This window comes from Mesorhizobium sp. M0029 (assembly GCF_040323735.1).
Taxonomy (GTDB): Bacteria; Pseudomonadota; Alphaproteobacteria; order Rhizobiales; family Rhizobiaceae; genus Mesorhizobium.
This window is the reverse complement of sequence record NZ_JAMYVF010000017.1, coordinates 73,942-86,407: the sequence shown is the minus strand read 5'-3', so window position 1 is coordinate 86,407 and position 12,466 is coordinate 73,942. Positions and strand designations below refer to the sequence as shown.

At 61.3% G+C, this 12,466-nt stretch carries 13 protein-coding genes; 2 read left to right on the top strand and 11 right to left on the bottom strand.

Annotated elements, in window-relative coordinates; all coding sequences use genetic code 11:
- Positions 1-41: 41 nt before the first annotated feature.
- The 6 genes from NKJ76_RS24580 to NKJ76_RS24555 all read right to left on the bottom strand — a co-directional run bounded on the left by NKJ76_RS24580 (position 42) and on the right by NKJ76_RS24555 (position 5,670).
- Positions 42-470: a GFA family protein gene (locus NKJ76_RS24580; RefSeq protein ID WP_081839719.1), complete on the bottom strand. Its 429-nt coding sequence runs from the start codon at positions 468-470 to the stop codon at positions 42-44.
- Positions 471-663: 193 nt separating this feature from the next.
- Positions 664-981 carry a hypothetical protein gene (locus NKJ76_RS24575; RefSeq protein ID WP_023687854.1) on the bottom strand — a complete coding sequence of 106 codons (318 nt, stop codon included), beginning with the start codon at positions 979-981 and terminating at the stop codon, positions 664-666.
- 269 nt (positions 982-1,250) lie between these two features.
- A complete protein-coding gene (locus NKJ76_RS24570) occupies positions 1,251-2,222 on the bottom strand; it encodes an SDR family oxidoreductase (protein WP_023687856.1) in 972 nt (323 codons plus the stop codon).
- Positions 2,223-2,405: 183 nt separating this feature from the next.
- Positions 2,406-3,047: a hypothetical protein gene (locus NKJ76_RS24565; RefSeq protein ID WP_352538572.1), complete on the bottom strand. Its 642-nt coding sequence runs from the start codon at positions 3,045-3,047 to the stop codon at positions 2,406-2,408.
- Positions 3,048-3,501: 454 nt separating this feature from the next.
- The gene (gene ftsZ / locus NKJ76_RS24560) at positions 3,502-4,482 is read right to left on the bottom strand and encodes a cell division protein FtsZ (RefSeq protein WP_023702103.1); all 981 of its coding nucleotides are present in this window, start codon (positions 4,480-4,482) and stop codon (positions 3,502-3,504) included.
- A gap of 318 nt (positions 4,483-4,800) precedes the next feature.
- Positions 4,801-5,670, bottom strand: a complete 870-nt coding sequence (locus NKJ76_RS24555) for a LysR family transcriptional regulator (protein WP_352538571.1) — start codon at positions 5,668-5,670, stop codon at positions 4,801-4,803.
- A gap of 234 nt (positions 5,671-5,904) precedes the next feature.
- On the opposite strand from NKJ76_RS24555, the gene NKJ76_RS24550 reads away from it, so the two are divergent.
- Positions 5,905-6,060, top strand: coding sequence for a YjiS-like domain-containing protein (locus NKJ76_RS24550; protein WP_023681184.1), 156 nt, complete (start codon positions 5,905-5,907; stop codon positions 6,058-6,060).
- 141 nt (positions 6,061-6,201) lie between these two features.
- Complete coding sequence (locus tag NKJ76_RS24545) at positions 6,202-7,338, top strand: DUF930 domain-containing protein (protein ID WP_352538570.1); 1,137 nt, start codon at positions 6,202-6,204, stop codon at positions 7,336-7,338.
- Positions 7,339-7,421: 83 nt separating this feature from the next.
- Here NKJ76_RS24545 and NKJ76_RS24540 read toward each other — a convergent pair whose 3' ends face one another.
- The 5 genes from NKJ76_RS24540 to NKJ76_RS24520 form a co-directional block, all read right to left on the bottom strand.
- Positions 7,422-8,165, bottom strand: coding sequence for a ribonuclease activity regulator RraA (locus NKJ76_RS24540; protein ID WP_352538569.1), 744 nt, complete (start codon positions 8,163-8,165; stop codon positions 7,422-7,424).
- Positions 8,166-8,188: 23 nt separating this feature from the next.
- Entirely contained in the window at positions 8,189-9,352 is a 1,164-nt protein-coding gene (locus NKJ76_RS24535) for a mandelate racemase/muconate lactonizing enzyme family protein (RefSeq protein ID WP_352538568.1), read from the bottom strand.
- A gap of 31 nt (positions 9,353-9,383) precedes the next feature.
- A complete protein-coding gene (locus NKJ76_RS24530) occupies positions 9,384-10,481 on the bottom strand; it encodes an ABC transporter ATP-binding protein (protein ID WP_027048644.1) in 1,098 nt (365 codons plus the stop codon).
- Positions 10,482-10,605: 124 nt separating this feature from the next.
- Positions 10,606-11,496: a carbohydrate ABC transporter permease gene (locus NKJ76_RS24525; RefSeq protein ID WP_023714612.1), complete on the bottom strand. Its 891-nt coding sequence runs from the start codon at positions 11,494-11,496 to the stop codon at positions 10,606-10,608.
- Positions 11,493-12,452 carry a carbohydrate ABC transporter permease gene (locus tag NKJ76_RS24520; RefSeq protein ID WP_352538567.1) on the bottom strand — a complete coding sequence of 320 codons (960 nt, stop codon included), beginning with the start codon at positions 12,450-12,452 and terminating at the stop codon, positions 11,493-11,495. The genes NKJ76_RS24525 and NKJ76_RS24520 overlap by 4 nt, the downstream gene beginning before the upstream one ends.
- Between the last annotated feature and the right edge of the window lie 14 nt (positions 12,453-12,466).

Sequence of the window (12,466 nt, the reverse complement as noted above, 5' to 3'; positions counted from 1 at the left end):
CATTCCTGATCGGCAATCTTGGTCATTCGCAACAGGCGGCGCTACCAGCGTTCCTCGGTGTCGCGGTCCGGTAGGTCTATTCCGCAGCACACCCAACCAAGGCGCTGCGCTGAACCATAGTTGTACCGAGGCTCCAGATGAGCCGGATCATCGAAGGTACCGACGTGCAGCGCGATCTCGGTTGGCGACGCGTCGTAGCAAAGGCTGAGCGGCGACCCGCATTCTGGGCAGAAGCCTCTTTGCGCGATCGGCGAAGACCTTCGATATGTTGGCGTTCCGGAATTCCAGGTCAGGCTTTGGCAGGGCATCCAGGCAAGAACTGCAAACGCGCTGCCGGTCGCTCGTCTGCACATATCGCAGTGGCAGTAGTGAACCCTCGGTTCGATCCCAGCGCTGAATCGGATCCTGCCACAGAGACATCCGCCCTTGATGGCCAAGGAGCCGGGTAGGCGCTTGCCAACCTCACGCATTAAGATCGATCAAGGCGGCGCCGAACGCTCCGATCGCAGTCAAAGAGGCACTGCCGAGGTTTTGGTCGGTTGCGAAGGGTCAGCGCGCCGACGCCTTCGTCGCCGAGGTCGAGCACGACGACGAAAATTCTTTGCCCGCTGACCTGATTAGCGAGCTTGGGTTTCATGGCGTTCCGAACCTGTTGCGGGGCAGTTAATGGGCATGGTGCTCGGCATTCCGCTTGCGGGTTGCCGCTGCCTTCTTTGCCGATTCCGATCGGCTTGCGGCTGACCGTGAAGCCGATGCCTTGCCGCCGCTTTTCCCACCCTTGTGGGCCGCGGGGTGTCCGGTGTGTTTACCACGACCCGAGCCGCCTTCTTTCTTGCCGCCGCCATCGTCCTTGTTGACGGTCGCCCATGCCCGGCGCTCGGATTCCTTCTCGGAAACACCGCGCTTCTCATAGCCTGCGGCAATGTGGTCGGCCTTGCGTTCCTGTTTGTCGCTGTATTTCGATTTGTCGCCTCGTGGCATGGTCGTTCTCCTGGCTCAATGATGTTTGAACGGGATGCCGGCGGGAGAGTTCCAAGCGGAGATTCAGAAAACTGAAAACGCGGGCGAGGATTTCGACCAACGCGGAGCGCTATTGCTCCGGAGCCGTGGCGGGTGCCGTGTAGCGGCGGCGCACGGCACCGATCACGCGTTTCTTGAAGCGACCGAGCACGGCAAGCGTCTCCCTGGAGACGACGTCGTCGCGTGCCGTCTACTCGGTAGCCCAATGCAATGAAATACGTTCCGCGACCTCAGTAGCCACCGACCACCGGCAGGATCTCTCCCGTGATGTAACTCGAGCAATGCGACGAGGCGAGGAACACGTAAGCCGGGGCAAGTTCTTCCGGTTGCGCTGGCCGTTTCATCGGCGTATCCGCGCCGAATTTCGAGACGTCGTCGGCTTCCTTGTCCGAAGGGTTGAGCGGCGTCCACACCGGACCTGGCGCGACCGCGTTTACCCGGATGCCCTTGCCGATCAGATTGCCCGAAAGCGCTCGCGTGAAGGCATGAATGCCGCCCTTGGTCATCGAATAGTCAACCAGTTGCTTGGAACCGTCGATGCCGGTCACCGAACCGGTATTGATGATCGCGGAGCCCGGCTCCATGTGCGGCACGCTCTCCTGCGCCATATGAAAATAGCCGTAAAGATTGGTCTTCAGCGTCGTGTCGAAATGTTCCTCGGTCAGGTCGTTGAAGTCACTGGAATGGATTTGGAAAGCGGCGTTGTTGACCAGCACGTCGATCCTGCCGAATTTTTCGACCGTCAGCGCCACGGCGTTGCGGCAATGCTCGCGTTCACTGACATCGGCTTTTATCAGTATGCAACGCCGGCCTTCCTTTTCGACGGCGTTTTTGGTCGCTTCGGCGTCCCTGTCTTCACTCAAGTATACGATCGCAATGTCGGCGCCCTCGCGGGCGAACAAGACTGCCACCGAACGGCCGATGCCGGAATCACCACCCGTGATAAGCGCTACCTTGTCGTCGAGTTTTTTCGATCCGAGGTAGTAAGGCGCATCGTAGAGCGGAGCGGGCTCGATCGCCCATTCATGCCCCGGTTTGGGTTGATGCTGCTCGGGAAAAGGTGGCTCGGGATATTTGCGGGCGCCGGCTTGCATCGCTTGTTGCATTTTGCCATTGCTCTTCGTCTCGTCTTTGGCGTCGATACCACGCTGGATATGGCGTTGCTTGGCGGCTTCAGCTGAAGTCTGCGACTTAGTCTGCATGGGTTTCTCCTGTGCTCGGAGAACGAACAACGCATACCGGGCAAAAAAGTTTGCGCAAATATCTCGATCCCGAAGGGGCTCGCCATTGCGAACAGCCCGCGAAGAGCGTGGAGCATTGGTCGTCAATGAGATCGGAATTGCCATGCCGGTGGCGTTCAGACAAACACCACATTCATTACCCGCTCAAAGCACGCTCTTTTCAGAACCATAGGGTTTGGCAATGCGGACCATGCCTTTCGTCCGAAGGCGCTGGTATAAATAGAAAATCGTCATCAAGCCGATTGCTGTTCCGGCACCAAGACACAGCGCGAGCAATAGTTCTGCACCGACACGAAACGCAAGCAGAGTAACGCCGGCCGCAGCGACGATGGCATTTATGAATGCGATCATAGTCGCTGCAGTGGTCAGGTACGCCAGGAGAGGCCCAGTACGAAGAGAAGGTTCGGCGTCATTTTCGGGCCAGCGACCGAATTCCTTGGAAAACTGGAAGGCAGCCTCGTCGCCCAAAGTTCGATAGTAGGCTCTGATCCGGGCAATGCCGATATGGGCCTGCATGTTCTCAGCGGCGATGTCGACCAACCTCAAGACGGTAAAGGCACCCAGTAAAAAGACCGATGGCAGCACAACCGCGACAAACGGCAGGAAGAACTCGGAGGACTGCGTAACAAAGCCCGTTGCCACCAGAGCGCTCGACAGAGCCATAATGTAGATGGTCGTCCGCGACGCCATTTCACTTATGGACGTGCTGATCGCTGTCTGCTGCACGAAATGCTCTGTCGTCAGGGCCGCGAGAAACCAAGCATCGGGTGTCGGCGTGTCAGCCATGGAGTATGCTCCTGTCGGGTCGACCTGAGTTTTTCTTCGATATAGCGCTTGCGAGGCTGGCCGCCACTGGATGCTCCCGACGTCTGACCCATGCCGGTTTTATTGTGCCATATCCAGCGAGCCCGCATCACCGATCAGAAAGGGCCGATCATGTGGTCAGCAGACGCTGGCCATATCGCAGGCGAAATGTCTGCCGCGGTCAATCTGTATGGCCTCCTGTTGGGGATCCGGGTCGAAGCGCATTCGCGGCGCGGTTGCAGTTGGGAGCGGTTCCGCGGCGGCGCTGATGCGAGTTCGCGCATTCGTGGCAGCGGCCTCGAAACAAATTCGGTCTCTAGGCCGGCAACGCAAATTCACCGGCAAGTTCAATGGTGCGGGCTTGCGGGCCGACTTTTCGGTGGCGAAGCCCATGACCAGGTCCACCAGACTCATAAATCGGCAGCCCGGATCCTGCCTACTGCGGTATCTCCAGGCCCTGCCGCAATCCTGTCGCGACGACTGAGACCCTGAATTTTCCGGCGAGTGCCCGGTCGAATATGGCGCCGACGATGATGTCGGCGTCGGCGTCGACCTCCTCGCGGATGCGGGTGGCGGCCTCATCGACTTCGAACAGCGTCATGTCCATGCCGCCCGAGATCGAGACCAGGACGCCCTTGGCGCCGATCATCGAGGCTTCGTCGAGAAGCGGGTTTGCTATCGCCGCTTCGGCGGCCTTCCTGGCGCGGTCCTCGCCCGTGGCTTCCCCGGTACCCATCATTGCGCGACCCATGTCGCGCATCACCGACTTCACGTCGGCGAAGTCGAGATTGATCAGCCCCTCCTTGACGATGAGATCGGTTATGCAGCCGACGCCGGAATAAAGGACGCGATCAGCCATGGCGAAGGCGTCCGCGAAAGTCGTCTTTGCGTCGGCGATCCTGAAGAGGTTCTGGTTCGGAATAACGATCACGGTATCGGCGCATTCGCGAAGCTGCTCGATGCCCTCTTCGGCGGCTTGCATGCGGCGCTTCCCTTCGAAGGTGAACGGCTTGGTGACGACGGCCACGGTCAGGATGCCGGCTGCCCGTGCAGCGTTCGCTATGACGGGCGCGGCACCGGTTCCAGTTCCGCCTCCCATGCCGGCGGTCACGAAGCACATATGGGTTCCCGCAAGGTGGTCCCTGATCTCGTCGATCGATTCCTCGGCTGCCGCGCGGCCGACCGCGGGCAGCGACCCGGCGCCCAGGCCTTCCGTGACATGGGCACCCAGCTGGATCAGCCGCGATGCTTTCGACATGGTCAGTGCCTGGGCATCGGTGTTGGCGACGATGAACTCCGCACCCTGCAGATTTTCGGCAATCATGTTGTTGACCGCGTTGCCGCCGCCACCGCCGACACCGATGACGGTTATCTTCGGCCGCATTTCCGAGATGACGGGCCTTGCCGCGGTGCTCATCGTCTTGTCTCCTTGGAATTGATCGATAAAAAAGTTCCCGGAACGCGCCGCTTGAACACGCCAGGTGCAAGAATCAGGTTCTATCGCCTTGGCACAGGGAATCAGAGGGTGAACTTTGCGGCAAGACAAGATGTGGGACTTGTACCATATACGCCTGAACGAGCCGACCTTTTGGACGAGTCTCCAGCCAATTTCCGGAATTGGCCCGGCTTCTGGCCAGCGAAAATCCACAATCCGGGATCCAACCCCTTCAAGCTTCACGCGCCCGCCTCACGCGCCAGAACCTTGAGAATCTGGCGGCCGATCGACGCCTGACGCTTAGCGGATCGGCATCTTGCCGCGAAACAACGGCTGATGGGCCCGCATCAGAGCGGCAATCCGGTCGGCAATCTTTCGTACCGGCGGGGAGTGGCGTTCCTCATGGTGGGTGACGATCCACTGGTCGGTTTCGAGTTCTGGGATAGGATGAGCGACGCGAACCAGCCGCGGATCGCTGTCACCGACGAAGCACGGAAACACGGAAAGGCCGGCGCCCGCGGCCACAAGTTCTCGCACCGAATGGGTGTTGTTGCCGCGCACGGCGATGCGATCGCCGTGATGGGCTTGCAGCCAGCGCGCCGAGGCAATGTTTGCCCCTTCGCCGGTGACGCCGACGAACAAGCCGGCGGCGATGCCGTTGATCAGGTGGCGTCCGGAATAGATGGCATACGCGACCTTGCCGCTCTGACGGCCGGCCAGCCACTGTTCGGTCGGGCGCTCGCTGCGGATGCCGATATCGGCGGCGCGGCGACCGATGTCGACCCGGTCGGTGGTGGTGACGAGTTCCACCCTGATGCCGTCATCGACGGTCCAGATTTCGCCGATATGGGTGGAAACGAAGGCCGAGGTCCATGGCCCGGCCGAGACGCGGACAATGCGGTCGGGCAGGTTTCCCTCGCGCCAGCGGGTTAGCGACTGCATTGCTGCTTCGACGTCTTCGGCGCGCCGCAGCAGTTCTTCACCGACCGGGGTTAGTCGGTAGCCGGTCTGCTGACGTACGAACAGCGCTTCGCCGATCTGCTTTTCGAGCGCGGTGACGCGTCGTCCGAGTGTGGCTGCGCTGAGGCGCGTGGTTGCCGTCGCCGCGCTCAGGCCACCCAGCCGCGCAACGTCGAGAAACAACCTCAGATCGTCCCAGCCGATATCCATTTTGCAGAAATGAAAAACTCCTTGCGACCGTGGCTGTAGCGCGAAGCGGACATCATGCGCAAGTATGCAGCCGTTGGAGGCGCTGGAAATTCCTGCCCTGGTGGGACAATGACAGGCACCTCGGTTGGCCAGGAAGTCAGTCCAATCCTTTGATCGTGCATACGCTTTGCGCGATTGCTTTGCGTTTTCGACCAACTCAAGAGCGTGAGGTATTTCGCTCTCAAGGAGACGATCATGTTGCATGAACTTCGACACCGTTTCGCCCGCTGGCTTGCCTATCGCCAGACGCTTGCGAGCTTGAGGCGGCTTCCAGACAGCATATTGGCGGATGCGGGCCTTTCTCGCGAAGAGCTCCGCGAGCGTGCCCGCGACGCCAGCCTGCGTCGCTGAGAGTGGAGGCGGGCATGCAGAGAATGGAGCCGGCGGCGAGAAGCAATGAGGCGTCGTCTCCTCACTGCTGAGCTGCGGCTGAATGCGCCAATACGGTTGCCACGCTTGATGCCGCCGCAGTTTCGCTCCACATCGTGAGGGATGAAGACCGAGAAATCCGAGCGGCGTCGGACCATGCTGTGGGCCTTGCCCGCATCGCTGGTCCTGCATGCGCTCATCACCGCGTTCCTGGTCTATGGCCTGCCCGTTCCTGCCCAGCAGCCGCAGGAGGAGGAACCGGTCAATGTCGCACTCGTCCCGCCACCCGAACCGCCGAAGCCTGAGCCCCCGCCGCCTCCAAAGCCTGAAGCGCAAAAGCAACCGGAACCGAAAGTAGAAAAGCCTGTAGCGGAAAAGCCGCCGGCGCTCGAGGTGCTGAAACCTGTATTCCAGTTCGGCGACAAGGATACCGGCCCCAGGAAATCCCTGGATGGAGCCAGCGCGCAGGATAATTCGCCGACACCGGTCAAGGACAAGGATACGAAGCCGCCAGGTGAGCCGAAGGACGTCGAGAGCAAACCCGCCGCGTCGCCAGACTCCGGGGAGCCGGCGGGTACGACCAAGACCGAGGAGAAGCCGGCAACCGCAGCCTCCGAGCCGACCCAGGAGAAGCAGGCAACCGAGGACGCGAGCAAGCAGGGAGCAGACAAACAAGAGCCGCAAGATGCTGACAAGCAGGCAGCCGCGACGCCGTTGGCCACCCCCGGCGATGATGGTGAGATCGAGCTTCCTGCATCGGCCCAGGCGCCGAAGGCCAGGCCCGAAAACGCGCCGAAGCGCAGCCCTGCAAAGGTCTCGAAGCCTGGAGGCGGAGGCGCCAGGAAGCCTAGCTCCACGGAGGTGGCCTCAGCCGGGGCTTACTCGGGCCTTCCGGGCGTCCGCGAGCTCTTCTCGCACGGCGCTACCGGCAATGCATTCGGCACCACCGCGACCGACGGCATGTCTCGCGGTGAGCGCGTTGCCACACTTTGCGCCAACGTGTTGGCCGAGGAGCTGAAGGGCGCCGAGTTTTCTCCCGAGTGGCTACCAATGAGACCGCTGAAGTCGGGCAATATTGTTATAGATCCGGATGCGGCCTTTCGCGCAACGATCGGATGGTACCATGTGAGCTTCCGGTGTGAGGTCGACACCGACGCGACGCGAGTGTTGTCCTTCGACTCTCGTGTCGGGTCTGCCGCCTCGCCAGCCGAAAGCGCTCAGCTTGAACAGGAACTTCGCCGGCAGAATTCGGGGGGATAGCCTGCGCGTTATCATGCCCACGCGCTGGGCGACTGGTTTATGTAGCACCAAGGCGCTGTGATTGGGTGCCGCGTGGTTGCATCTCAATCCGCCGGACGATTGGCTTTGCGCCACTCCTCATATTCGCCGCGGGCATCGTCATGCAGCGGATAGTAGCGCTGCAGCGGTGCGCCCTTCATCAGCTTCTCTCGCGAGAACTCTTCCCAATCGTGATGCTTCCGGGATTCTTCGATCACCTTTGCGGCCATTGCGACGGGAAGCACAACCGCCCCGTCGTCGTCCGCCACTATGATGTCGCCGGGGATCACCGTGACACCGCCGCAGGCGATCGGAACGTTGACGGCGTTCGGATAGATGCTGGTTTGCACATGGTAGTTGGGCGTCCAGCCGCGCAGCCATAGCGGCAGATCGAGCTTTTCCACATTCGGCCGGTCGCGCATGCATCCATCAATGACGATGCCCGCGCCGCCTCTGCCCTTGAAATAGGTCGACATCATATCGCCGAAGACGCCCGAGCTCATGTCACCGCGCGCGTCGACGACGACCACATCGCCTTCCTGCGCGTGATAGAGCACGTGCCGGTGCAGTTGCGTTTCCGGGTCGGCGTATTCTCCCTCGCTGAAGAGGTCCGGCCGCTGCGGCAGGAACTGCAGCGTCAGCGCCGGCCCGACGATCGACTTCCCATGGTTCTGCGCCACCGGACCGACCATGTGCGGATTGCGGAAACCCATGTGGCCCAGCGTGCCGGCAACCGTCGCGGCGCCGATTTCCCTCAGGGCGTCAATGAGGTCTTTGGACGGTCGCGTGATGTCAGGGATATGCGTCATTGTGGACTCCGGTTGAGATGGAACTACCAGTTCGTAACAGACCCGTCCCGGCGCCTGAGGTGAGGCGCTTCCCAGAAACGAAAAGCCTCCGCCCGGACCGCCGCTTCGTTGACCTCGACGCCGAGCCCCGGCAGGTCGCTGACCGGATAGTCGGGACCGTCGAGCCGTGGCTGCACGGGGAAGAAGTCGGAATTGTCGAAGCCCAGCTTCGTCTCGGGTTCCCTGGTCTCGAGCCACGCGAAGTTGGGTACCGCGGCGGCGAGATGCAGGGTCGCGGCCGTGCACACCGGACCAAGCGGATTGTGCGGCATCAGGTCGACATAATGCGCCTCGCTCCAGCCGGCGACTTTCATCGCCTCGGTGAGCCCGCCGACATTGCAGACATCGAGACGGTTGAACTGATGGATGCCGCGCTCGATGTAGGGCAGGAACTGCCACTTGCTGGCAAATTCCTCGCCGATGGCAAACGGGATGTCGGTCATCCTGCGCAGGGATTCGTAGGCTTCAGGTGTCTCGTCTCGTATCGGCTCCTCGAGAAAATCAAGCACGCCGCGGCCGAGCTTGTTGCAGAAGCTCGCCGCCTCTGCCACCGACAGCCGATGATGATAGTCGATGCCGAGGACGAGGTCGTCGCCCAGCGCCTCGCGCGCCTTGTTCAGCATGCTCGCGGTAGCGCCGATCGACTCGCGGGGTTCGAAGATGTCCCTGCTGCTTTGCCCTATGGGGAAGAAGCGGATCGCCTGCCACCCCCGTGCGCGCAGCTCCCGGGCTCGTTCGATGGCGAGGTCGCCCTCGGCCTCGTCTCCGGTCGAGGCGAAGGTGGGGATGCGGTCGCGCTGCTTGCCGCCCAGCAGTTCGTAGACCGGCACCCCCAGCGCCTTGCCCTTGATGTCGTGAAGGGCGATGTCGATGGCGGAGATAGCCGCCTGCAGAACGCGCCCGCCTTCGAAGTACTGGCTGCGATATGCCTCCTGCCAGATCCGCCCGATCTGCATCGGGTCACGGCCGATGAGAAACTCGCGAAAATGCTCGACCGCGCCGGCAACGGCCTTCTCGCGCCCGCTCAAGCCGCTCTCGCCCCAGCCGAAGACGCCCTGGTCGGTCTCGATCTTGACGAGCATCTGATTACGCGTTCCAACCCATACAGGATAGGGTTTGATCGCGGTGATCTTAAGCTTTTCAGTCATCCCCAACGTTCCCAATGAACCCCGTCTTGTCTCAGCCGGCCTTGAGGGCCAGTTCAGTTTCGCCATCGAACAGATGCAGCCGCTCCTGGTCGAACTCGAGCCAGATCTGCTCGTCAGGTGCGACGGCGATGTTGGGGGACACGCTGATGTTGACGATGGCGCCTGACAGCAACGCCTGCACGAAGGTGACGTCTCCGGTCGGCTCCACTGTATAGGCCCTGGCCGGGACGCTGCCTGGCACCGCGCTCTTGTGGAGCCTGATGGTCGAGTGACGTGCGCCGAGCACGACTTTCCTCGACGTTGCCCCCGCAACTTTCCGGGCGTTGAGCGGCGAGAGCTCAAGGCTCCAGCCCTCCGCGCCGGTCAACGCAGTGTTGCCGTTTGCTGTCGATGCCTCCAGTGGAACAAGGCTCATCGCCGGGCTGCCGATGAAGCTGGCGACGAACATGTTCACCGGATGGGCAAAGACCTGCGCCGGAGAATCGTATTGCAACAGGTAGCCGCCGTTCATCACCGCCATCTTGTCGGCCATGGTCACGGCTTCGAGCTGGTCGTGCGTGACATAGATGATGGTCGCCTTGAGGTCCTGGTGGAAGCGCTTGATCTCCGAGCGCATCTGGACCCGCAGTTTGGCGTCGAGGTTGGAGAGCGGCTCGTCCATGAGGAAAACGGCAGGGTCGCGGACGAGGGCGCGCCCCAAGGCGACACGTTGCTGCTGCCCGCCTGAAAGTTCGCGCGGCTTGCGCTCGAGCAGGTGCGTCATGTCGAGCACGCGCGCCGCTTCCTTGACCTTCCTGTCGATCTCGTCCCTGGGCAGCTTGCGCATCTGCAGCGGGAACGCCAGGTTCTTGTAGACCGATTTCTGCGGGTAGAGCGCGTAGTTCTGGAACACCATCGCGATGTCCCGGTCCTTGGGGTCGAGGTCGTTCACCACGCGGTCGCCGATGACGATGTCGCCCGATGTGACCGGGATCAATCCCGCGACAAGATTGAGCGTGGTTGTCTTGCCGCAGCCCGAAGGGCCGACGAGCGCAACGAACTCGCCGTCATTGACCGTCAGCGAAACGTCGTTGACAGCTTTGAAGCCGCCATAGGTCTTGACGAGATCTCTCAGGACCACGTGGGCCATCGGCAACTCCCTACGGCATGATGCCGAAAAGTGTGAAGCGGTTTTCGGACGACATCATGCTATATCTCTTTGATTTAGAGGCGCATTCAGATTTCAGGTCGAACAGACCTGAAATCATCCGGCTCTAGTGTTTGACCGCGCCTTCTGTAAGGGCGCGTACGAAGTATCGTTGCAGGAGGAGGAACAGCACCACGACGGGCACGCTCATCATGAAGCTGGCCGCCATCAGGCCCGGAAAGTCCGTCGTATTCTCCGAGAAGAAACGCTGTATGCCGACCGGCAGGGTCAACTGCTCGTTCTTGGAAAGGAAGGTGTAGGCATAGATGTACTCGTTCCAGGCGCCAATGAAGGAATAGATCGCGGTGGCGATGATACCGGGCGTCGACAGAGGCATCACGATCAGGATGAAGGCCTGGAACCGGGTCGCCCCATCGATCCGCGCCGCCTGCTCGAGCTGCACCGGAATGTTGTCGTAAAAGCCCTTGAGCAGCCAGATCGCCAGCGGCAGGCCGAAGGTGAGATAGGTGAGAATGAGCGAGCCATGCGTGTTCACCAGCCCGATCGCGCGCATCAGGATGAAGAGCGGCACGAGAAAGATCACCGCCGGGAACATGTTGCGCAAAAGCACGGTGAAGAACAGGAAGTTTCGTCCGGGGAAACGAAAGCGCGAAAACGCGTAGGCCGCAGGAACGGCCACGATCACCGAAAGGATTGTGGTGACCGTGGACACGTAGAGGCTGTTCCAGAAAAAACGCAGGAAGTCTTGGCCGACGCTGTTTTGCGGATCGAGCAGCTTCTGGTAGCTGGCCAGGGTAGGCTCTTCCGGCCACCATTGCGGCGGGAACTGCATCGCCGCGAAGCCGGACTTGATCGAGGTGATCAGCATCCAGATCATCGGCAACGCGGTGTAAAGCAGCATGAACACGAGGAAGATGCGCCCGGCCCAACGCCATCCGTCGATGCGCATGCGGCGCCGGGCCGGACGTCGAGGGACTGTCTCGACGATCGTGCTCATGCGCTCCCCTCTTTGCGCTCGTTGCCGGCCAGCGCACGGACGTAGAAGTAGCCCAGCACCATCAGCATGAGGAACAGGAGTACCGAATAGGCCGATGCGACACCCCATCGCTGCCGGCCGAAGGCGAGCTCATAGATGTGGGTGATCCAGATATGCGACGCGTTCGACGGCCCGCCACCGGTCATGATCCACGGGATGATGAAGGAATTGAAATTGGCCACCGCGAGCAACAGGATCGTCACCGTCGAGACGTTGCGCAGATGCGGGAAGGTGACGTGCCAGAAACGCTGCCATGCATTGGCCCCGTCGACTTCCGCGGCGCGCAGCAACTGGTCGGGGACCGTCTGCAAGCCGGCCATCATCATGATCATGGCAAACGGAAACTCGCGCCAGATATTGACGACGATCAAGGAGGGCAGCACCGTGCTGACGTTGTCGATGAAGTTCGGCGGCCGGTCGGCCAATCCGAGGCCGACCAGCACCGCGCCGATGATGCCGAAGTCCGAATGGTAGATCCACTTCCAGATATAGGAGGCGGCAACCGCGCTGATGACCCAGGGAATGATCAGGACAGCGCGCAGGACGCCCCGGCCGATAAACTCGCGGTGGAGCGCCAGCGCGGCGGCAAACCCCAGGGCAAAGGCAACGAAGGTGGATGCGATCGTCCAGATCAGGGTGTTCAGGGTAACTTTCCAGAACACCTGACTGGTGAGGATGGCCGTGTAGTTGTCCAATCCGATGAAGGTCTTGTCGCGGAGCTGCAGGCCAGGCGGCGTCTTAAAGAACGACAGCTCGACCGTGTAGTAGATCGGATAGGCGATGACGATGAGCATCACGGCGATCGCTGGAAGCACGTAAGCGTAGTCGGCGCGATGCTCCCAGATATTCCGCAGCACGCCGGAGCTACCGGGTTGCAATCTTCGGCGAGCCTCGGCCTTGCCGGTCACGATCGTCACGATGGCGTGCCCTT